The 21420-nt window shown below is 73.9% G+C and carries 20 protein-coding genes; 6 read left to right on the forward strand and 14 right to left on the reverse strand.

Annotated elements, in window-relative coordinates; translation table 11 throughout:
- Position 1 precedes the first annotated feature (1 nt).
- Positions 2-595, reverse strand: a complete 594-nt coding sequence (locus AB3388_RS17870; protein ID WP_495406655.1) for a TetR/AcrR family transcriptional regulator — start codon at positions 593-595, stop codon at positions 2-4.
- A gap of 101 nt (positions 596-696) precedes the next feature.
- Between AB3388_RS17870 and AB3388_RS17875 the strand changes: the two genes are divergently transcribed.
- From AB3388_RS17875 to AB3388_RS17890, 4 genes are all read left to right on the forward strand, one after another.
- A complete protein-coding gene (locus tag AB3388_RS17875; protein WP_495406656.1) occupies positions 697-1698 on the forward strand; it encodes a hypothetical protein in 1002 nt (333 codons plus the stop codon).
- 174 nt (positions 1699-1872) lie between these two features.
- On the forward strand, positions 1873-3444 hold the full coding sequence (locus tag AB3388_RS17880; protein ID WP_495406657.1) for a multicopper oxidase family protein: 1572 nt from the start codon (positions 1873-1875) through the stop codon (positions 3442-3444).
- Positions 3445-4006: 562 nt separating this feature from the next.
- Entirely contained in the window at positions 4007-6259 is a 2253-nt protein-coding gene (locus tag AB3388_RS17885; RefSeq protein WP_495406658.1) for a multicopper oxidase family protein, read from the forward strand.
- Entirely contained in the window at positions 6256-6888 is a 633-nt protein-coding gene (locus AB3388_RS17890) for a hypothetical protein (protein ID WP_495406659.1), read from the forward strand. The genes AB3388_RS17885 and AB3388_RS17890 overlap by 4 nt, the downstream gene beginning before the upstream one ends.
- On the opposite strand, the gene AB3388_RS17895 is transcribed toward AB3388_RS17890, so the two are convergent.
- The 7 genes from AB3388_RS17895 to AB3388_RS17925 all read right to left on the reverse strand — a co-directional run bounded on the left by AB3388_RS17895 (position 6851) and on the right by AB3388_RS17925 (position 13313).
- On the reverse strand, positions 6851-7132 hold the full coding sequence (locus AB3388_RS17895; protein ID WP_495406660.1) for a hypothetical protein: 282 nt from the start codon (positions 7130-7132) through the stop codon (positions 6851-6853). The genes AB3388_RS17890 and AB3388_RS17895 overlap by 38 nt on opposite strands.
- 19 nt (positions 7133-7151) lie before the next feature.
- Entirely contained in the window at positions 7152-7979 is an 828-nt protein-coding gene (locus tag AB3388_RS17900; protein ID WP_495406661.1) for a sulfurtransferase, read from the reverse strand.
- Between the two features lie 2 nt (positions 7980-7981).
- Positions 7982-8446 (reverse strand): SgcJ/EcaC family oxidoreductase, encoded by a 465-nt coding sequence (locus tag AB3388_RS17905; protein ID WP_495406662.1) that lies wholly within the window; start codon positions 8444-8446, stop codon positions 7982-7984.
- Positions 8447-8489: 43 nt separating this feature from the next.
- Positions 8490-10382: an ABC transporter ATP-binding protein gene (locus AB3388_RS17910; RefSeq protein ID WP_495406663.1), complete on the reverse strand. Its 1893-nt coding sequence runs from the start codon at positions 10380-10382 to the stop codon at positions 8490-8492.
- A 108-nt stretch (positions 10383-10490) separates the two neighbouring features.
- Positions 10491-11264, reverse strand: coding sequence for an enoyl-CoA hydratase/isomerase family protein (locus AB3388_RS17915; RefSeq protein WP_495406664.1), 774 nt, complete (start codon positions 11262-11264; stop codon positions 10491-10493).
- A gap of 14 nt (positions 11265-11278) precedes the next feature.
- Positions 11279-11512 carry a helix-turn-helix domain-containing protein gene (locus AB3388_RS17920; RefSeq protein WP_495406665.1) on the reverse strand — a complete coding sequence of 78 codons (234 nt, stop codon included), beginning with the start codon at positions 11510-11512 and terminating at the stop codon, positions 11279-11281.
- Positions 11513-11711: 199 nt separating this feature from the next.
- Positions 11712-13313: an ABC-F family ATP-binding cassette domain-containing protein gene (locus AB3388_RS17925; RefSeq protein ID WP_495406666.1), complete on the reverse strand. Its 1602-nt coding sequence runs from the start codon at positions 13311-13313 to the stop codon at positions 11712-11714.
- Positions 13314-13432: 119 nt separating this feature from the next.
- On the opposite strand from AB3388_RS17925, the gene AB3388_RS17930 reads away from it, so the two are divergent.
- Both AB3388_RS17930 and AB3388_RS17935 read left to right on the forward strand, forming a co-directional pair.
- On the forward strand, positions 13433-15535 hold the full coding sequence (locus AB3388_RS17930; protein ID WP_495406667.1) for a DUF2157 domain-containing protein: 2103 nt from the start codon (positions 13433-13435) through the stop codon (positions 15533-15535).
- Positions 15536-15574: 39 nt separating this feature from the next.
- Entirely contained in the window at positions 15575-17332 is a 1758-nt protein-coding gene (locus tag AB3388_RS17935) for an SCO7613 C-terminal domain-containing membrane protein (protein WP_495406668.1), read from the forward strand.
- 14 nt (positions 17333-17346) lie between these two features.
- Here AB3388_RS17935 and AB3388_RS17940 read toward each other — a convergent pair whose 3' ends face one another.
- The 6 genes from AB3388_RS17940 to sufC form a co-directional block, all read right to left on the reverse strand.
- On the reverse strand, positions 17347-17781 hold the full coding sequence (locus AB3388_RS17940) for an ester cyclase (protein ID WP_495406669.1): 435 nt from the start codon (positions 17779-17781) through the stop codon (positions 17347-17349).
- A 97-nt stretch (positions 17782-17878) separates the two neighbouring features.
- A complete protein-coding gene (locus AB3388_RS17945) occupies positions 17879-18433 on the reverse strand; it encodes a GNAT family N-acetyltransferase (protein ID WP_495406670.1) in 555 nt (184 codons plus the stop codon).
- 62 nt (positions 18434-18495) lie between these two features.
- The gene (locus AB3388_RS17950; RefSeq protein ID WP_495406671.1) at positions 18496-18861 is read right to left on the reverse strand and encodes a metal-sulfur cluster assembly factor; all 366 of its coding nucleotides are present in this window, start codon (positions 18859-18861) and stop codon (positions 18496-18498) included.
- Entirely contained in the window at positions 18858-19310 is a 453-nt protein-coding gene (gene sufU / locus AB3388_RS17955; protein WP_495406672.1) for a Fe-S cluster assembly sulfur transfer protein SufU, read from the reverse strand. Before sufU ends, AB3388_RS17950 begins: the two co-directional genes overlap by 4 nt.
- Positions 19311-19312: 2 nt before the next feature.
- Positions 19313-20638, reverse strand: coding sequence for a cysteine desulfurase (locus tag AB3388_RS17960; RefSeq protein ID WP_495406673.1), 1326 nt, complete (start codon positions 20636-20638; stop codon positions 19313-19315).
- The gene (sufC, locus tag AB3388_RS17965) at positions 20635-21408 is read right to left on the reverse strand and encodes a Fe-S cluster assembly ATPase SufC (RefSeq protein WP_495406674.1); all 774 of its coding nucleotides are present in this window, start codon (positions 21406-21408) and stop codon (positions 20635-20637) included. The genes AB3388_RS17960 and sufC overlap by 4 nt, the downstream gene beginning before the upstream one ends.
- Positions 21409-21420: the final 12 nt, after the last annotated feature.

The raw sequence follows: 21420 nt of genomic DNA on the forward strand, positions 1-21420 counted from the left end.
GCTACGCGAGCAGCGCGCGGACGGCGGCGACGTAGGCCTCGGCCTCGACGTCGCCCAGCAGCAGCCGCTGCAGGAGGAAGCCCAGCACCAGCGAGAACAGCGCCGCGCCCAGGGCGGCCGGGTCGGCACCGGCCGGCAGCCGGCCGGCCTTCTGCGCCCGGCGGACGACCTCCACGAAGTAGCCGCGCATCGTGCCGTAGGCGTTGCCGGCGACGGCGGCCACCGCGGGGTTGCGCAGCGACTCGGCCCAGGCCTGGACGGCGACCCGGGTGACGTCCACCGACCCGGCGTGCCCGACGGTGACCACCAGATCCACGGCCGTGGCCACCGCCTCGGCGGGATCCGGCGCGGAGTCCTCCTCCAGCAATCGCTCGAAGCGCTCCGCGGCGCGGCCCAGGACGCGGTCGACGATCGCCTCGATCAGCTCGTCCTTGCTGCGGAAGTAGCGGTACACCGCGCCCGCGGAGAGCCCGCTGGCCGCGATGACGTCGGCCATCCCGGTGGCCTGGAAGCCGTTGACGGCGAACCGGGCGGTGGCCGCGTCGAGGATCTGGTCGCGGCGCGCGGTCAGGTAGGACTCGGAGACTCGGGGCACGGCGCCATAGTAAAACGAACGATCGTTCTTGACACGGCCCCCGGCGCCGAGGAGGCTCGACCTTGCAAGCGAACGGTCATTCGTTTTAGGCAGGTCGCGCCATGTCCCTCCCCGCCCCGCGTCACGACGCCGCCCGCCTGGTGCCGCTCGTCGTGCTCGTCTCCGTCGTCCTCACCGTGGTACTCACCGCCTTCGCGTGGCCGGCCGTCCGCTCGGCACCCCGTGACCTCCCGATCGCCGTGGCGGGACCGGCCGCGGCCACGGCCCAGGTCGCGGCCGCACTCGGCGAGGCCGAGCCGGGCGCCTTCGACGTCCGCTCGCTCCCCGACGAGCCGGCGGCCCGCGCGGCCATCGAGGACCGGGCGGTCTACGGCGCCGTGGTGGTCGACGCCGGCGGTCCGCGGCTGCTGGTCGCCTCCGCCGCCTCGCCGCTGGTCGCCCAGTCCCTGCGCCAGGTGGCCGCGGGTCTCGGCGCGGCGTCGGGAACCGCGGTGCCGGTCGAGGACGTCGTCCCGACGCCGGCGAGCGATCCCCGCGGCGCGGGGCTGGCCGCGGCGGCGCTGCCCCTGGCCCTCGGCGGCATCGTCACCGCGGCCCTGGTCTCCCGGCTGGTCCGCCGCCCGGGCCTGCGCATCGCCGCGGCCCTCGCCATGGCGGTGGCCGGCGGCATGGTGACCGCGACGGTGCTCGGCACGTGGCTCGGCTCGCTGGAGAGCGGCTGGTGGACGACGGCGGCGGTGGTGGCCCTCGGCATGGCCGCCACGGCACTGGTGCTGCTCGGGCTGGAGTCGCTGGCCGGCGCCCCCGGCCTCGGACTCGGGGCCGCCGTGGTGGTCCTGCTCGGCAACCCGCTCTCGGGGCTGGCGAGCGCGCCCGAGCTGCTGCCGAGTGGCTGGGGCACCCTCGGCCGGCTGCTGCCGCCCGGAGCGACGGGCACGCTGCTGCGGTCGGTCTCCTGGTTCGACGGGGCGGGCGCCGGTGCTCCCCTGCTCGTGCTCGGCACCTGGTGCGCCGCCGGCCTGGTGCTCATCGGCGCCGGCGCCCTGGTCGGCCGCCGTCGCCGGCCCGCGCCGCACGCCGTCCCGGTCGCCGTCCCGGCCTGACGCCGGGCGGCCGGCGGGCCGCGACTCCTCCGCCGCTGCGGACGGTCACGTTCCGTACCGACGCACGGCGGACAGGGTCGTACGACCTCACCGCTTTTGGTCTACCGACCAAAGTCCCGGGAGAGCGACAGTTCTGCCCGACGGGGGACACGTCCGGAGAAGACGGACATCGCCATGGACGACACCTCTCTCACCCGCCGGGACCTGCTCAAGCTCACCGCCTTCGGGACCGCCGCGCTGGCCGTCCCGCTCACCGTCTCGCTCAGCGCCGACCAGGCCTCCGAGCTCCCCGCCAGCAAGCTGCCGAAGCCCTACACCCGCGCCTTCAAGGCACCCCGCTTCGTGGACCTCGGACCGAGCCGGCCGTCGGTCGTCCTCGAGCAGAAGTCCGCCCGCGTCGACATCCTCGGCACCGGCCCGACCACCCAGATCTTCGGCTACGAGGAGCCGGGCCTGGGTCCCACGTTCCCCGGCCCCACGATCCGGGTCCGGCAGGACCAGCTGATCCGGGTGACGCAGAACAACCGGCTACCGGGCAGGCACCCGTTCCTCCGCTACGTGCCGTCGACCTCGACGCACCTGCACGGCCACCCGTCCTTCCCGCAGTTCGACGGGTACGCCGACGACCTGAGCTTTCCGGGCTTCGGGAAGACCTACGAGTACGAGAACAACACCGCGCCCCGGACCCTCTGGTACCACGACCACGGCGTGCACCACACCGCCGAGAACGTCTACATGGGCATGGCGGCGCAGTACTGGCTGCTCCCACCGGAGGGCCAGGAACCGGACCTCCCCCGGGGTGAGTTCGAGCAGCCGCTGATCATCAGCGACGCCGCGTTCCAGGCCAACGGCGACCTGCTCTTCGACGACCGCAGCACGGCCGGGGTCATGGGCGACGTCATCCTGGTCAACGGGGTCCCCTGGCCGAGGCTGGCGGTCAAGCGCCGGAAGTACCGCTTCCGGCTGCTCGATGCCTCGATCGCCCGCGGATACCGGCTGCGGCTGAGCACCGGGGGGCCGATGACCGTCATCGCGACCGACGGTGGCTTCGTCCGCACGCCCCAGGTGGTGACCGAGCTCAAGGTCGGGATGGCCGAGCGCTACGAGCTGATCATCGACTTCGCCGCGTACCGGGCAGGAACCCGCGTCGAGCTGCGCAACCTCGGGGTGGACAACACCGTCGACTTCGCGAACACCGACAAGGTGATGGCGTTCGACGTCGTGGGCGATGCGTTCGACGGCGCCGGCAACGGTGCGGTGCCCTCACCCCTGGGTGATCCGGAGGTGATGCACCTGGATCCCGCCGGGGCGAAGACGAGGAACCTGCGCTTCGAGCGCAAGGACGGCGAGTGGACCATCAACGGCCAGACGTGGGCACAGGTCGAGGCATCGAATTTCACGAAGGTCATCGCGGACCCGGCTCTCGACGCCACGGAGGTGTGGACCCTGGAGAACCGGTCGGGCGGCTGGTTCCACCCGATCCACGTCCACCTGATCGACTTCCTGATCCTCGAACGGAACGGCCGGCCGCCGCGGGCGCAGGAACTCGGCCCCAAGGACGTCGTCTACCTCGGGGAGAACGAGACGATCCGGTTCATCGGCAAGTTCGGGCCGCACCCGGGCAAGTACATGCTGCACTGCCACAACGCCGACCACGAGGACCACGACATGATGTTCCAGATGCAGGTCGGCCAGGGCGGCATCGACCCGCGGTCCGTCACACCCCAGCAGCTCCCCCCGATCTGACCTCGTCGCCGCTCGAGACCAAGCGCACCGTCCCGGACGCGCAGCGTGGCGACGCTCTAGGCCAAGGGTCGTACGACCTCCCCAGATTGCGGCTACCAACTTTCTTTCCTGCGAGCCACAGTTGCCTGCTGTCGGGGGAGACAATCCGATCCACCGGGGCCTCGGTATGAACGACGCCTCACGCATCCGGCGAGGCCGGCTCGCGCACAGCCACGCCGTCCGCCGCAACTCACGACGAGTGACCGCGCCGCTGGTCCACGGGACGACGTGCGTCGCTCGACCGCAGCCGGCCGGGGTCCGGCGCGCGACCGCGCCGCGACGCTCCGCCGGACCGGTGGGCACACCGCACCGACCACGACACGAGGACGACGTCCCGGTCCCCGATCCGCCGGAGGTACCCGCGGGGGCCTGCTGGACCCCTGACCGCGCCTGATCAGCAGCGCCGAAGAACACCTCTTCCGGGCGCCGCCGGACCTGCTCCGGCGCCCGGCCGTATCCCGCTGTGCCGTGTGCCGCCGGGGCCGCCCGCCCGGGCGGCGCGCACCGATGGAGAGGACCCTCCATGACCCCCGACGACCAGCTCATCGGAAGCCCGGCGCCCGCCGTGCCCGACGCACCCGCCGGCCCCGAGGACGGCGGGGTCACCCGGCGGACCTTCCTCCGGGTCGGAGCCCTGGGCACCGCCGCAGCCGGCTTCTACGCCGCCCGGTCGCTGCTGGCGCCCAACCTGGAAGCGCGCGGCCTCTGGACCCTGGACGGCGTGTTCGGCGCTGCGTCCACCGCCTTCGCCGACTCCATCTACACCGAGGTCTTCCCGACCAGCCCGCTGATCCTGAATCCGTTCACCGACGAGCTCAAGAACCCCCTGGCACTGATCCCCAAGCCGCTCACCCCCCCGCCGTCGAAGGCGGTGCAGACCAATCTGCAGGATCCGCTGGACCCGCCGGACGTGTTCCAGAACCACCAGATGTGGGTGGACGAGGTCCCGAGCGGGGCCCTGCCCTTCCCGATCACCTACGACGTCCGGGTGCAGATCCGCGGCCACGCGTTCACGAAGCAGCAGGTCCTGGCGATCAACTCGGACGGGCAGCCGACGACGTCGTTCGATGCAGCCGGGAAGCCCACGTTCCCCGCGGGTAAGCCGCGCGACCTCCCCCTGAGCACGATCTACGGCTTCGACGGAACATTCCCCGGGCCGCGGATCAACGCCGAGTACGGCAAGCCGGTCGTCGTCCGGCTCACCAACGAACTGGACCAGAACCCACTCGGACTCCCGCTGCAGGACTTCGGTGCACCGGACCAGACGTTCCTGATCCACCTGCACAACGGGCACTCCGCCCCGGAGAGCGACGGCAATCCGCACTTCTTCGAGGCCAAGTACGGGCGCTCGAAGATCCGCGGTTACGGGCCCAAGAAGTACGTCGACAACCTGTACCTGAACTGGCCGGCAGGCAACGACGAGACCGAGAAGCAGAGCTTCTTCTGGTTCCACGACCACCGGATGGACTTCACCGGCGCGAACGTCTACAAGGGCCTGGTCGGCCTGTACCCCATCTACGACCCGGTGAAGGACTCGGGTGAGGAGCGGGATCCGGCCGGGCTGCGGCTCCCGGGCAGACGCAGCGATCACGACGGCACCTTCGACGTCGACTACGACGTCCCGCTGGCCTTGTTCGACTGCCGGCTCGACGACGGCGTCACGGTCCACCACGACTTCCACGACCGCGAGTACCCCGACGTGCCGCCCAACAGGGCACACCCGGAGTGGTGGGGCAGGACCTTCTTCAAGCACTTCCCCAACCACGGCTTCGTCGGCGACATCTTCACCGTGAACGGCATCGCCTACCCGGTGATGAACGTGGAGCGGCGCAAGTACCGCTTCCGGTTCCTCGACGCCTCGATCGCCCGGATCTACGAGTTCAAGCTGATGAGCTCGACCCAGGGCCCCAAATCGGCGGCCAGGGACCTCGGGATGAAGGATGAGGATCTGCAAGGGCAGTACCGCATCCCCGACGGCCAGCAGTGCATGCGGTTCACCCAGATCGCCACGGACGGCGGGCTGCTGCCGTTCGCGATCACGCGGGACTCGTTCGAGCTGTGGCCGGCCAAGCGGCGCGAGGTGATCATCGACTTCGGCCACTACATGGACGGCAAGACGACGTCCGAGGGCGACGTCGTCTACCTGACCAACGTCATGAAGATGCCGACCGGCCGGATCTGGTCCAACTCCACGCGCTTCAGCCCCGACCCCGCGTACAAGGTGCCGGTGCTGAAGTTCGTCCTGGGCAAGGTCACCCCGGACGACAGCGCGGACCCGGCGACCCTCGGCAAGCTTCGCGACCTCCCGCCGATCCGGGGCGACGTGCAGGCCATGCTGAGGAACCGGCACGTCTTCGAGGTGCAGCGCGGCAGCGCCGGCGGCGAGATCGAGTGGCTGATCAACGGCAAGCCGTTCGACCCGACGAGGGTGCTGACCAGCCTGAAGAACCCGGCCGGCAAGACGCTCCCGGCCTCGATGCCGAAGAACAGCTTCGCCATCTGGGAGATCCGCAACGGTGGCGGCGGCTGGGTGCACCCCTTCCACCTGCACATGGAGGAGCACCGGAACATCCAGCGCAACGGCAAGGACGTCACGAACACCCCGGATCGCGGGCACCCCGACGACGTCTCGCGCGAGGACCTCGTGGCCCTCGACCCGAGCGAGTCGGTGATCATCTACCGCGGCTTCCGGGACTTCACCGGGCCGTACGTGGCGCACTGCCACAACCTCGCGCACGAGGACCACGCCATGATGTTCGGCTGGGAGATCGTGTGACGACGGCGGCCGGGGCGACCCGGCCCGCTCCGACGACCCGGCAGCGGCGGGGGGCGCTGCCGGGACCCCGGCCCGTCCCCTGGACGACGGTGCTGGGTTTCGCCGCCCTGATGGCCTACGCCGACGGGTTCGTGCTCATCGCCATCCAGGGCGCGGTGGGCGCGATCGAACGGTCCCAGTCCCCGTTCGCCGGCTGGCTGCTCATCTCGACGCTGCTGCTGCCGGTGTACGTGCTGGCGGTCCTGGGGGCGCTGGCGGTCGCCCGCCGGCGCCTCGGGCCGGCCCTGCGCTCGGGACGGCGGGTCGCGGCGGCGGCTCTGCTGGTCGCCGTCGCCGGCACCCTGGTCGGCTTCGGCGCGGTGGTGACCAGCGCGGTGTACGACTACCACCTGCAGTCCGACCTGCTGGTGCGGACGCATGCGCTCCACGGGGCGGCGGGCACGACGGCGCTCGCGCTCCAGCAGACCCGCGAGGCCCACGAGACCGGGGCGCGCTACGCCACGGCGACGGACCTGGCCGTCAACGTGGTCGTGGTCGGCTGGATGCTGGCGCTGCGGGGCGGCCGGCTGGAGATCCCGGAGAGGAGGACGCTCAGGCGGTCCAGCCCAGCAGCCATCCCCCCAGCATGAGGACGGCGTACCAGGTGCCGAACGCGACGACGGGCACGACCGGCGTCCACCACGAGCCGCGCAGCGCGAGGCGGACCAGCACGACGGCCAGCGCCACCCACCACGCGATGAGCAGCACGATCGCCCAGAGCGGCGCGACCAGGCCGGAGGCCAGGTAGAACACGCCCACGACACCGTGCGCGGCGCCGGCGACCCCGGCGACGATCCAGGTGCCCGGGCTCGGGCGGGTGGCGGGCGCGGTCATGCCGCGATGATGGCCGCGCTCAGCCCGGTTCGGGACCGGTCGCCGCGGGACGGGCGGGGTCGGCCGACCACTGCGACCACGAGCCCGGCCACAGCGCCGCCTCGATGCCGGCCTCGGTCAGGGCGGCGACCTCGTGCGCCGCGGTGACCCCCGAGCCGCAGTAGACACCGACCCGCCCGCCGGAGGTGGCGCCGAGCGCGGCGAAGCGCTCGGTCAGTGCAGCGACTGGAAGGAACGTGCCGTCGCCGGCGAGGTTCTGCGTCGTCGGCGCGCTGACCGCGCCCGGCACGTGCCCGGCCCGGGGGTCGACCGGCTCGACCTCGCCCCGGTACCGCTCGGCGGCGCGGGCGTCGAGGAGCAGGCCGCCGTCCCGGGGCAAGGCAGCCACCTCCTCGAGCTCGAGCACCGGCATGCCGCCCTCGGTCAGGACGACGTCCCCCGGCTCGGGCACGACCTCGCCGGTCTCCACGGCGCCACCGGCCCGGCGCCAGGCCGCCAGCCCGCCGTCCAGCAGCCGCACGTCGGTGAGGCCGCCCCAGCGCAGCAGCCACCACGCCCGGGCGGCCGCGGCCCCGCCGGAGTCGTCGTAGGCGACGACCCGGTCGGCGGTCCGGATGCCCCAGCGGCGGGCCGCCGATTGCAGTCGATGCAGCGACGGCAGCGGGTGGCGGCCGCGCTCGGGGGACGGCGGATCGGCCAGCTCGGCGTCGAGGTCGACGAAGACCGCGCCCGGCAGGTGCCCCTCGAGGTAGCGCTCGTGGCCGCGGTCGTCGCCCAGCGCCCAGCGGACGTCGAGCAGCACGGTCCTGCCCGGCCGGCCGAGCAGTTCCCCGGCGGGGACGAGCACGCTCACTGGGGTGCCAGCAGGCCCCGCAGCTCGGCCAGCAGCGCCTGCCGCGCGTCCTCGCGGCCGTCCCAGGCCGCGGGCGTGCTCTGGAACAGCGAGATCTTCCAGCGGCCCGGCGACTCCTCGACCGCGACCAGGGTGTGCACGGTCAGCAGCGCCGGGTCCAGGTCGTTGCCGCCGGGCGGGATCATCCCCGCGTGGGCGTGCAGGACGGCGACCCCCTCGGTGATCGGGCGCACCGCCCGGATCAGCCCGACGTAGGCCGGCGTCTGGTGGCTGCCGAAGATGCGCCGCAGGTCCGAGGCGATGGACAGCCGGCCGCTGTGGTGGCTGCCGTCGAACCCGATGATGTCGCCGTCGTCGGCGAACACCGCCGCGACCCCCGCGCCGCTGCGCCGGTTCCAGCCGTCGAGCAACTGGACGTACAGCGTGCGGATCATGGCGTCGTGCGGGTGGGCGGCAGTCACTCGGAGCTCCTCTTGCGTGCTGGGACAGGAGTGACGCTAGTGGTCAGGCCGCGTCGACCGTCTGCGGCTCTCCGCCGGTGAACTGGGTGCGGTAGAGATCGGCGTACCGGCCCCCGAGCGCCAGCAACTCCTCGTGCGTGCCCGACTCCACGATGCGACCGTCGTCCACCACGAGGATCCGGTCGGCGTTCCGGATCGTCGACAGCCGGTGCGCGATGACCAGCGACGTCCGGCCGGTCAGGGCGGCGTCCAGGGCATGCTGCACGGCCAGCTCGCTCTCGCTGTCCAGGTGCGCGGTCGCCTCGTCGAGGATCACGATGCCCGGGCCCTTGAGCAGCACGCGGGCGATCGCCAGCCGCTGCTTCTCGCCGCCGGAGAGCCGGTAACCGCGGTCGCCGACCACCGTGTCCAGGCCGTCGGGCAGCGAGCGGATCAGGGCGGCGATCCGGGCGCCGGTGAGGGCGGCCCACAGCTCGTCCTCGGTGGCCTCGGGCCGCGCGTAGAGGAGGTTGGCGCGGATCGTGTCGTGGAACAGGTGCGCGTCCTGGCTGACCACGCCGATGCTGTCGCGCAGCGAGGCGAGCGTGGCCCGCCGGACGTCGATGCCGCCCACCCGCACGGACCCGCCGGTGACGTCGTAGAGCCGCGGCACGAGGTGGGCGATGGTCGACTTGCCGGCGCCGGAGTGCCCGACGAGGGCGACGAGCTGACCCGGCTGCACCCGGAACGACACGTCGTGCAGGACCGCCGTCGGGCCGCCGTGCTCGGGCAGCGACACCTCCTCCAGAGAGGCCAGCGAGACGTCGGCGGCCGACGGGTAGCTGAACGACACGGAGTCGAACTCGATCGACCGGTCGTCGGCCGGGACCGGGACGGCGTCCGGCGCCTCGCGGATCATCGGCGGCAGGTCGAGGACCTCGAAGACGCGGTCGAAGCTGACCATCGCGCTCATGACGTCGACGCGGACGTTGGACAGCGCGGTCAGCGGGCCGTACAGCCGGGAGAGCAGCAGGGCGAGGGCCACGACGTCGCCGGGGCTCAAGGTCCCGTTGAAGGCCAGCCATCCGCCGAGGCCGTAGACCAGCGCGGTGGCCAGCGCGGCGACCAGGGTCAGCGCGGTGAAGAAGGTGCGGCCGTACATGGCCGACAGGACGCCGATGTCGCGCACCCGGGCCGCGCGGCCGCGGAAGGACTCCGCCTCGGCCCGCGGCCGGCCGAACAGCTTGACCAGCAGCGCGCCGGCGACGTTGAACCGCTCGGTCATCGTCGCGTTCATCGAGGCGTTGAGCCCGTAGGACTCCCGGGTGATCTCCTGCAGCCGCGTGCCGATCCGGCGGGCCGGCAGCACGAACAGCGGCACCATCACCAGCGAGAGCAGGGTGATCTGCCAGGACAGCGAGAACATGACGCCGGCGGTGAGCACGAGGCCGATCGCGTTGGAGACGACTCCGGACAGCGTCGACGTGAACGCCTGCTGCGCGCCGATGACGTCGTTGTTGAGCCGGCTGACCAGCGCGCCGGTCTGCGTGCGGGTGAAGAACGCGACCGGCATGCGCTGCACGTGCTCGAACACCCGGCTGCGCAGGTCGTAGATGACGCCCTCGCCGATGCGCGCGGAGAACCAGCGGGTGGCCAGCGAGATGCCGGCGTCGAGGACGGCCAGGCCGGCGATGATCAGCGCGATGCGCACGATCGCGCCCGCCGTGCCGTCGAGACGCGCGATGCGGTTGACGATGTCGCCGGCCAGCAGCGGGGTCAGCACCCCGATCACCGACGAGGCCACGACCAGCAGCAGGAAGAACGTGAGCTCCCGGCGGTAGGGCCGGGCGACACCGACGATCCGCTTGACCGTGCCCTTGGGCACCTCGCGGGAGGTCACCGACGGGTCGCGCCGGAAGGACCGCATCGCCGCCATGGAGGTCATGGGACTGCTCATGTCCACGCCGCCTCCTTCCTATGGCCGACTTCCCCGCCCCGCCAACACCGCCATGAGGCGGCCTGTTCCTCGGGCTCTCGGTACAGAGAGCCCGTAGGAACCAGTGTCTCAGCGACCGCTGACGAGATCGGTGATGCGACGCACCTGGGCCTCCCGCTCGGCGGCGTCCTGGGTCTCGTGGTCGTTGTGCACGGCCGACCGGATGAGCTCCGCCGTCTCGCGGACCGCCCCGGCCGGCGGGGCCAGCAGCGCGGCGACGAGGTCGGCGACCGCGGCGTCGAGCTCGCCGAGCGGGACGACGAGGTTGGCGGCGCCGATCGCCCGCGCCTCGGTCGCGCCGACGGCCCGCCCGGTCAGGCAGATCTCCATGGCGCGGGCGTAGCCGACCAGGTCGACCAGGTTGCTGGTGCCGGTCAGGTCGGGCACCAGGCCCAGCGTGGCCTCCGGCAGCCTCAGCTGGGCGTCCTCGGCGAGGATCCGCAGGTCGCAGGCCAGCGCCAGCTGCGCGCCGGCCCCGAGCGCGTGGCCCTGCACCGCGGCGACGGACACCACCCCTGGCGAGCGCAGCCAGCGGAACGCGCTCTGGTAGCCGCGGATGCGTTCCTGGGCCAGGTCGGCGGGCATGGCCGCCAGCTCGCCCAGCGTGCCCGCGCCCGCCTCGGTGCTGAACAGGCTGCGGTCCAGCCCGGCGGAGAACGCGCGGCCCGCCCCCCGTACCACGACCACGCGGACTCCGTCGTCCAGGGTGTCGGCGACGCGGCGCAGGGCCGTCCACGTCGCCGGGGTCTGCGCGTTCAACTGGTCCGGCCGGTCCAGGGTGACCGTGAGGACGGCGCCGTCCCGGTCGGTGCGGACCCAGCCGTCAGGACTCGTGTCTGTCACACGGTCTTGTATATCTACCCGGCCTTCTTGGCGGCGCTCCGGTTCGCCCCACCGCGGCTGCGCAGCGACGCCCCCGACTCCGACAGCAACCGGTGCACGAAGCCGTACGAGCGGTTTGTCGAGGTCGCCAGGGACCGGATGCTCTCGCCGCCGTCGTAGCGCTTGCGCAACTCGTCGGCGAGCGACGTCCGGTCCCCACCCGTGATGCGCTTGCCCTTGCCGAGGTCCGCCGTGTTCGAGTCGGCCATGACTCCCCTCCGTGTCGGCGCCGACCGTTCCCGGCGCACGCGCCGGCCCGGTGGTGGCAGCTCGTCCCTGGGCGCTGGGGCCCCTGCTGGCACCGGCATCCCGGAGCCATGATCACCCAGGAGGGCGAGGACGGCGACCGGAAACGGTGTCGTGCGTCACGGGGACGCGGTGTCGGCCGGAAACCGACGACGTGATCGGTCAGGCGAGCTCGACGAGGTCGGCGAGGTCCTCGCTCCAGGCGTCCTCGGTGCCGTCGGGCAGCAGGATCACCTTGTCGGGGTTCAGCGCCCGGACCGCGCCTTCGTCGTGCGTGACCAGCACGATCGCCCCGGCGTAGGTGCGCAGCGCCTGCAGCACCTGCTCGCGGCTGGCCGGGTCGAGGTTGTTGGTGGGCTCGTCGAGCAGCAGCACGTTGGCGCCGGAGACGACGAGGGTGGCCATCGCCAGCCGGGTCTTCTCGCCGCCGGAGAGGGTGCCGGCCCGCTGGTCGACGGCCTCACCGGAGAACAGGAAGGCGCCCAGGATCCGCCGCAGCTCGGTGTCGGTGCTCTCCGGCGCCGCCGACCGCATCACCTCGAGCAGGGAGCGGTCGAGGTCGAGCGTCTCGTGCTCCTGCGCGTAGTAGCCGATCCGCAGCCCGTGGCCGGGCTGCACCTCGCCGGTGTCGGGGGTCTCGGTCCCGGCCAGGATCCGCAGCAGCGTCGTCTTCCCGGCGCCGTTGAGCCCGAGGACGACGACCCGCGTCCCCCGGTCGACGGCCAGGTCGACGTCGGTGAAGACCTCGAGCGAGCCGTAGTTCTTGGACAGGCCCTCGGCCATGAGCGGCGTGCGGCCGCACGCGGCCGGCGTCGGGAACCGGAGCTTGGCCACCCGGTCGTGGGCCCGGACCTCCTCCAGCCCCGCGGCGAGGCGGGCGGCCCGCTTGTCCATGCTCTGCGCGGCCCGCGCCTTCGTCGCCTTGGCCCGCATCTTGTCGGCCTGCGAGGTCAGGGCCTCGATCTTGCGCTCGGTGTTGGCCCGCTCCTGGCGGCGGCGGCGCTCGTCGGTCTCCCGCTGCGCCAGGTAGGGCTTCCAGCCGAGGTTGTAGACGTCGACGGTGGCCCGGTTGGCGTCGAGGTGCCACACCTTGTTGACGACGGCGTCGAGCAGCTCGACGTCGTGGCTGATGACGATGAGCCCGCCCTTGTGCGCGGCCAGGAAGCTCTTCAGCCAGGTGATCGAGTCGGCGTCGAGGTGGTTGGTCGGCTCGTCGAGCAGCAGCGTCTCGGCGTCGGAGAACAGGATCCGGGCGAGCTCCACCCGGCGCCGCTGGCCCCCGGAGAGGGTCCTCAGCGGCTGGACCAGCACCCGGTCCGGCAGGCCGAGGGCGGTGCAGATGCGCGCCGCCTCGCTCTCGGCCGCGTAGCCGCCGAGGGCGGCGAACTGGTCCTCCAGCCGGCCGTAACGGCGGACGGCGCGGTCGCGCTCGGCGTCGTCGGCCGGCTCGGCCATCGCGACCTGCGCCTTGATCATCTGGGCCCGGAGGACGTCGAGGCCGCGGCCGGAGAGCACGCGGTCGCTGGCGGTGATGTCGAGGTCGCCGCTGCGGGGGTCCTGCGGGAGGTAGCCGATCTCGCCGCTGACCTCGACCTTGCCGGCGTGCGCCAGCCGCTCGCCGGCGAGCGTGGTGAGCGTCGTCGTCTTGCCCGCGCCGTTGCGCCCGACCAGCCCGATGCGGTCGCCGGGCTGCACGCGCAGGGTGGCGTCGCTGATGAGGATGCGGGCGCCGGCGCGCAGCTCGAGGCCGGTCGTCGTGATCACTGATCCCAGAGTAGGCGCTCGCCGGCGATCCACCGACCGCAATCGGCGGTACGTGCGCGGCGTCACCCGGCATGTGGACAATGCTTCTGCGGTGGCTGCGGACGCGTCACGATGCGCCCATGCAACCGCCCGGGCCTCCTGCGCTGCCCTGTCCCGTCTGCGGCACGCTCGCGACCGGACCGGCCGGCATCCCGTGCACCACGTGCGGCCTGCCGGCCGTCGGCCACGCCGCGCTGGTCGTCGCCCGCATCGGCGCGACCCTGGCCGAGCTCACCCGGGACCGGGACGCGCTGCTCGTCTCGCTGCGCGCCGCGGCGCCCGGTGCCGCCGCGCCTGCGCCTGCGCCTGTCTACGCACCGCCGCCGCCGACCACGCCGCCCCCGCTCTCCGCACCGCCCCCGTGGGTGGCGCCGCAGCCGCCCGCGCCGCCCCGCCACCGGCTGAGCCCCCAGCAGGTACTGCTCGGCCTCGGGGCGCTGCTGCTGGTCGCCGGCGCGGTGGCCTTCGTCGCGCTGGCGTGGACCCGCCTCGGGCTCGCCTTCCAGGCGACGGTCATGGTGCTGGTGACGGCGACGGCCTGCGCCACGTCGGCGTGGAGCGCCCGCCGCGGGCTGCGCGCCACCGAGGAGGCCCTGGCGGCCGCCGGGGCGGCGCTGCTCGCCGTCGACCTCGGCGCCGCCTACGGCAAGGGACTGCTCGGCGTGGACGGGCTGCCGGTGCGCCTGTGGTCGGCGATCGCCTGCGGGATCGTCGTCCTCGTCGCCGTCGGGCTGGGGCGGCTCACCCGGACGACGGTGACCTGGCCGCTGGTGGCCCTGCTCGCCGCTCAGCCGGTGCCGTTCCTGCTCATGACGGCCGGCGTGCTGGCCGGGCCGGCCGGCGTGGCCGCCGCGTTCGGGCTGGTCGCCCTGGACGTCGCCGTGCTGCTGGCGCTGCGGGCCCCGCTGCGGCCGGTCGCGGCCGTCCTGGCGCTGCTGTGGCTGGTCGTGGGCGCGGTCGGCGGCGTCGCGGTCGCGGCCGGCTCGTCGGCGGCCGAGTCCTGGACGGCGACGGCGACCCTGGCGGTCGCCGCCGCGGCGGCGCTGCTGCTGCTCCGCGTGCCGCGGGTGGCGCCCCTCCTCCCCGGCGCCGCGCTCGTGGTGGCGGCGGGCGCGGGCATCACCGGCCTGGCGCTCGGCTTCTCGCTGGACACGGCGGGCGAGCCCGGCCCGGTGGTCGCCGCCGCGGCCGGCGTCGCCCTGCTCACCGCCGCCGTGCCGCTCGCCGGCTCCCGGGTGGTCACCGCAGGCCTGGTCGCAGGCGGCACGGCCACCGGCCTCGTCGGCGTCGAGCTGCTGGCCAGCGACGGCCGCGCGCTGCCGCTGTCGTTGGTCGTCCTGGCCGCCACCGTGCCGGCCGCGCTCGCCGCCGTCCTGCTGCCCCGGCTGCGGGTCCCCGCCGCCGCCGCGGCGGTGCTGGCCCCGGTCGTCGCCGTCCTGGTGGCCCGCGGCGGGGGCCTGCTGCCGGCGACGGTCGCGGGGCTGCTGCTGGCCCTCGTGTCGGCGACGGCGTTCGGGCTGGCCGCGCTGCGGGCGGCCCGGCCGGAGGAGACGCCGCTGGCCGCGGCCGCCGGCCTGGCGGGACTGCTGGCCGCCGGCACGAGCGCGACGGTCGACGCGTGGGGGCAGGTCGGGCTGCAGCTGGCGGTGGCCGGCGCCGCGGCCGCCTGCTACGCGCTGGTCGCCAAGCGCAGCTGGATCGCCCTGGTGGCGGTCGCGGACCTGGTGATCGCGGCCTGGATCGCCCTGGCCGGGGCCCGCGTCGACACCCCGGAGGCCTACACGCTCCCGGCGGCCGTGGCTCTGCTGCTGGCCGGGCTGCCCCGGCTGCTCGCGCGGGGCCCGTCGTGGGCGGCCGAGGGGCCGGCGGTCGCGGTGGCCCTGGCGCCGTCGGCGTTCCTCGTGGTCACGCAGCCGACCGCCGTCCGGCTGGTGTTCGTGGTCGCGGCGGCGGCGGTGCTCACCGTCACCGGGGTGCTGACCCACCGGCAGTCGCCGTTCGTGGTCGGCGCCGCCTCGCTGGCGTTCGTCGTGATCGGCCGGCTGGGGCCCTACGCGCCGCTGCTGCCGCGCTGGATCACGCTCACCGCAGCCGGGCTGCTGCTGCTCCTCGTCGGCGCCACCTACGAGCGGCGGCGGCAGCAGGCGCGGGAGGCGGTGGCCTGGGTCGCGCAGATGCGCTGACCCGCTGCCCCGGGCCCGGCGCACCCCTACGGTGAGCGCATGGGCACTCCTCCCCTGCCCTACCGCGCCCGGCCGCTGCAGGTGCTGCTCGGCGTGGGTGCGGTGCTGGTCGTCAGCGCGGCCGCGGCGGTCGTGGGCGCGTTCGGCGGGGTGGCCGCCCGGCTTCCGCTGCTGCTGCTGGCCGTCGTCGCCGCCGGGCTCTCGCTGCTGGCCGCGCTCAACGGCCTGCGCAGCACCGAGGAGACCCTGGCCGCCTGCGCGGCCGGCGTCGCCCTGGCCGCGAGCGCGCTCGGGGAGGGCAGCCCCGCCGCGCCGGCCGCGGTCGCGGCGGTCGGCCTCGGCCTGCACCTCCTCGCGCGGTCGACGGCCGCGTGGCCGCTGGCCTCCTGGGCGGCCCTGCAGGTGGCGGTCCTGCGCGCGGTGGACGACGTCCCCGGCCCGCTGCACGCGTCGCTGTACCTCGCCGTCGCGCTGGTCGGCCTCGGCACCGCGCTGTGGGGCCGCCGGGTCGTGGCGCGGGTCGCCCTGGTCACGACGGCCCCGTGGTGGGTCGCCGGCGTCGTCGGCGGGACGGCGACCGCCTGGACCGGACCGGGGCTCTCGCGGCACCTGGCCGCGCTGCTGCTCGTCGCCGCGGCGGCCGGGCTGCTGCCGGCGCGGCTGCGGGCGGACCTCGACGCGCTGCTCGGCCCACCGGTCGTGGTCCCCGTGCTGGCGGGGGCGGTGGCCGGGGCCGGGATCTCCGGGTCGCTGGCCGCGCTCGGCTCCCCGGGGATCACCGCGGCCGGCTACGCCGGGGTGCTGCTGGCGACGACGGTGCCGCACCACCTGAGCGGGTGGCGACGCGGGCTGCTGGGGCCGGCCGCGACCGCCGCGGGCTCGGTCATGGCCCTGGCGGCGCTGATCCAGCTGGCGGTCCGCGCCGACTGGGCGGAGCTGTCGCTGCTGTTCCTGCTCACCGCGGTGCCGAGCGTCTTCATCGCGGCGCGCCGCCCGGGCGAGCAGCCGACGTCCGTGCCCTGGGCCGTCGGCTGCCTGGCCGCGGCCGCGCTGCACGCGGTGCCGGCCGGGGTGCTGGATCCGCTGCCGGCCGCCGCGGTGCTGACCGGCCTGTACGGCGCCGGGCTGGTGGCGAGCGGGCCGCTCGCCGTCCCCGCGCGGACCCCGACGCTGGTGGTGTCCGCCGCCGCGGCCGTCGCCGCGCTGGCCCTGGCCGGGTCGGCCGGGCTGCCTGCGCTGGCGGTGGCGCTCGCCGCGCAGGGGGTGCTGACCGGGGAGTTCGCGGTGTGGACCGCGCGGCCGGTCGGCGAGTCCCCGCCGTCGGCCGCCTGGTGGGTGGCCGCCGCGCAGCTGACCGCGGCCACGTGGCTGGCCGTCGCGATCCAGGACGTGCACGTACTGGAGGGGTACACGCTGCCGCTCGCGGCGGGGCTGCTGCTGGCCCAGGGGCCGCGCCTGGCCGAGGGGCCGTCCTGGCCGGCGTGGGGCCCGGCCCTGCTGGTGGCGGCGGTGCCGTCGGCGGTCATGGCCGTGGTGCTGCCGGGCAGCACCCGACCCGTCGTCGTCCTGACGGCGTCCGCTGTCGCGATGGTCGCCGCCGGGGCGGCGGGTGTGCGGGCGCCGCTGGTCATCGGCGCGGCGACCGCCGTGGGGACGGCGCTCGCCCTGGCGCTGGCCACGCTGCTCTGGCCGGTGGCTGCCGCCCTGGTGATCGGCGCCGTCCTGCTGGCGGTCGGCGCGCGCGGCGAGCAGTTCCCGATCGCCTTCTTCGACGCCCGCCTCGCCGACCTGCGCTGACCGCGAGGCCGGACTCAGGTGGCCGGCGCCGCGCTCACCACCTGGGCGGCCTCGGCGAGCCGGGCACGCAGGCCCGTCACGGGAAGGTACGTCCGCAGCGCGGTGATGCGCCCGCCGGTGACGTCGTAGGCCACGGTGTACGGGATCCGGACCTGCGTCCCGGTCGCCGGCACGCCCGCGAAGTCCGCGGTGTGCCGGCCGACGAAGACGGCCTCGACCATCGCGATCCCGTCGCCGCAGACCAGGCTCACGAGTTCCGGCCGGGCGTCGAAGGTCCGCGTGTGCATGCCGACGATCAGGTCCCGGACCGCCTCGCGACCGTGCACCTCCTCGCCGGTCTCCATCGTGGTCCAGACGACGTCCGGAGCGAAGAACTCCGCGAAGTCCGCCCGGACCATCAGTGCGTGGAGGTAGGCGTCCATCACGGTGCGGGTGCCGGTCTCGGTCATCGCGCTCCCCCTCGGCGAGCCGTCCCCATGCGGTCGGAGGGCACCGTAGTCCCGGCCGCGGCGGGGAGACAGGTGCTTTGGACACCGCCGGACAGGGTCAGGGGCCGAAGAGCACCTCGGCGCAGACGGGGCGGTAGCCGGCAGCGAGGAAGGCGCGCAGCGAGGCGGTGTTGGCCGGCGCCACCTGCGCCCACAGCGGTGCGCCGTCCGGCACGAGCGCGGGCGCGGCGTCGGCCAGCGCCGTCCCGAGGCCGCGGCCGCGGGCGGCGGGGTCGACCTCCATCGACGTCTCCCACCGGCCGGCGACGCCGCGGCCGACGGTGAGCAGGCCGGCGCCGTCGGGCGTGCACCAGACCCGGACGTCGCGGCGGTGCAGCAGCGCGCGGTCCACCCGCGGGTGGTCGACGTCGGCCGGCACCAGGTCCAGGCCCGGTCCCGCCGGCGCCGGCGGCGCGACGAGCACCACGTCGAGGACGCCGGGCTCGGCGCCCACCCGGTCGGCCAGCGCGGCGAGGAAGCGGGCGCCCAGCGGCGCGGCGATCGGGTCGTGCGCGACCTGCGCGGCCACCCACGCGGGGTCGACGTCCGCGGCGACGACGTGCCACGCCGTCCCCCCGACGACGACTGCCCGCGCCCCGGGGGGCGCGGGCAACACCGTCACGCTCGCGTCAGCCGGAGGTGCGTCACGCGCGGCGAGCCGAGCGAAGAGCTGGTTCAGACGCGGAAGCCGAGCGCGCGCAGCTGCTCGCGGCCGTCCTCGGTGATCTTGTCGGGGCCCCACGGCGGCATCCAGACCCAGTTGATCCGGATGTCGTCGACCAGCCCGGGGCCGGGACCGCCGGTCAGCGCCTGGCGGGCCTGGTCCTCGATGACGTCGGTCAGCGGGCAGGCCGCCGAGGTCAGGGTCATGTCGAGGACGGCGACGTTGTTGTCGTCGACGTCGATGCCGTAGACCAGGCCGAGGTCGACGACGTTGACGCCGAGCTCGGGGTCGACGACGTCGCGCATGGCCTCCTCGACGTCCTCGAGCAGCGCCGACTTGTACGGCGGCAGCTCGGGAGCGGCCTCTTCCGTGGTCATGACTGTCCTCCCCACGCACGGGCGGAGGCGTCCTTCAACGCCATCCAGCTCATCAGCGCGCACTTGATCCGCGCCGGGTACTTCGACACGCCGGCGAACGCGACGGCGTCCTCCAGCTCGTCCTCGAGCTTCTCGGCCACCGATGCGTCGCCCTTGGACTGCATCAGGGTCATGAAGTGCTCGCCGGTCTCCAGCGCCTCGGGCACCGTCCGGCCGATCACCAGGTCGTACATCGCCGACACCGAGGCCTGGCTGATCGAGCAGCCCATGCCCTCGTAGGACACGTCGGCGATCGTGTCGCCCTCCAGGTGCACCCGCAGGGTCACCTCGTCACCGCAGGTCGGGTTGACGTGGTGCACCTCGGCCTCGTACGGCTCGCGCAGACCGCGGCCGTGCGGGTTCCGGTAGTGGTCCAGGATGATCTCCTGGTACATCGACTCCAGCTGCATGCTCAGCCCTCCTGCGTGGGAACAACGCCGAAGAAGCGCTGAGCTTCCCGCACGCCGTCGGCGAGCGCGTCGATGTCGTCGTAGCCGGTGTGCACGTAGAACGTGGCGCGGGTCGTCGCCGGGACGCCGTAGCGCCGGACCACCGGCCACGCGCAGTGGTGCCCCACCCGGACGGCGATGCCGAGGTCGTCGAGGACCTGGCCGACGTCGTGCGGGTGGATGCCCTCGACGGTGAACGAGACCGCTCCCCCGCGGGCCACGGTGTCGGGCGGCCCGATCACGGTGACGCCGGGGATCGCCTGCAGCTTCTCCAGCGCGTAGCCGGTGAGCGCCTTCTCGTGCTCCTCGACCTTGTCCATGCCGAGCGCGTCGAGGTAGTCGACGGCGGCGCCCAGACCGATGACCTGCGCGGTCATGGGGACGCCGGCCTCGAAGCGCTGCGGCGGGGCGGCGAAGGTGCTGCCCTCCATCCGCACGACCTCGATCATCGACCCGCCGGTCAGGAACGGCGGCAGCTTGTCCAGCACCTCGTACCGGCCCCACAGCACACCGATGCCCGAGGGGCCGAGCATCTTGTGGCCGGAGAAGGCGAGGAAGTCCACGCCGAGTTCGGCGACGTCGACCGGCTGGTGCGGCACCGACTGCGCGCCGTCGACCAGCACCAGGGCGCCGACCTCCCGGGCCCGCGCCACGATCGGCGCGATCGGGTTGATCGTGCCGAGGATGTTCGACTGGTGGGTGACGGCGACCAGCTTGGTCCGCTCGTTGATCACCGTTGCCAGGTCGGAGAGGTCCAGCCGGCCGTCGTCGGTCAGGCCCAGCCAGCGCAGGGTGGCCCCGGTCCGCTCGCACAGCTGCTGCCAGGGCACGAGGTTGCCGTGGTGCTCCATCTCGGTCACGACGATCTCGTCGCCCTGGCCGACGGCGTACGTGCGGAACTCCTCCTCCTTCGCCGTGGCGGCGTTGGAGAGGGCGTAGGCGACGAGGTTGATCGACTCGGTCGTGTTGCGGGTGAACACGACCTCGCGCTCGTCGGTGGTGCCGATGAACCGCGCGACCTTGCGGCGGGCCTCCTCGTAGAGGTCGGTCGCCTCCTCGGCCAGCTGGTGCGCGCCCCGGTGCACGGCGGCGTTGTGGTTCTCGTAGAAGTCGCGCTCGGCGTCGAGGACGGCGCGCGGCTTCTGCGCGGTCGCCCCGGAGTCGAGGTAGACCAGCTTCTTCCCGTTCCGGACCGTCCGGGACAGGATCGGGAAGTCCTTCCGGATCGCCTCGACGTCCAGGGGCAGCGGGGAACGCGTCCCCGAGGGACGCGAGACGGTCGCGGTCATGCCTTCGCGGTCTCCTTCGAGCCGGCCACGTACGCGGCGTAGCCCTGCTCCTCGAGCTTGTCGGCGAGCTCCCGGCCGCCCTCGTCGACGATCTTTCCGGCGACGAAGACGTGCACGAAGTCGGGCTTGATGTAGCGCAGGATGCGCGTGTAGTGCGTGATCAGCAGGGTGCCGACGTCGCCGTCCTCGCGGCTGCGGTTGACCCCCTCGGAGACCACGCGGAGCGCGTCGACGTCGAGGCCGGAGTCGGTCTCGTCGAGGATCGCGATCTTCGGCTTGAGCAGCCGCATCTGCAGGATCTCGTGGCGCTTCTTCTCACCGCCGGAGAAACCCTCGTTGACGTTGCGCTCGGCGAACGCCGGGTCCATCTCCAGCGCGGACATCTCGGCCTTGACGTCCTTGACCCAGGTGCGCAGCTTGGGCGCCTCGCCCTGGACCGCGGTGGCTGCGGTGCGCAGGAAGTTCGACACCGAGACGCCGGGGACCTCGACCGGGTACTGCATGGCGAGGAACAGGCCGGCGCGGGCTCGCTCGTCGACGCTCATCGCGAGGACGTCCTCGCCGTCGAGGGTCACCGTGCCGCCGGTGATCGTGTACTTGGGGTGGCCGGCGATCGAGTAGGCCAGGGTCGACTTGCCCGACCCGTTGGGGCCCATGATCGCGTGGGTCTCACCGGAGCGGACGGTCAGGTCGACGCCGCGGAGGATCTCCTTGGCGTCGTCGCCCTCCCCCACGCTGACGTGCAGGTCGCGGATCTCCAGCACGGACACTCTTCTTCTCGC

The organism is Geodermatophilus sp. SMS 5-13 (assembly GCF_059428245.1).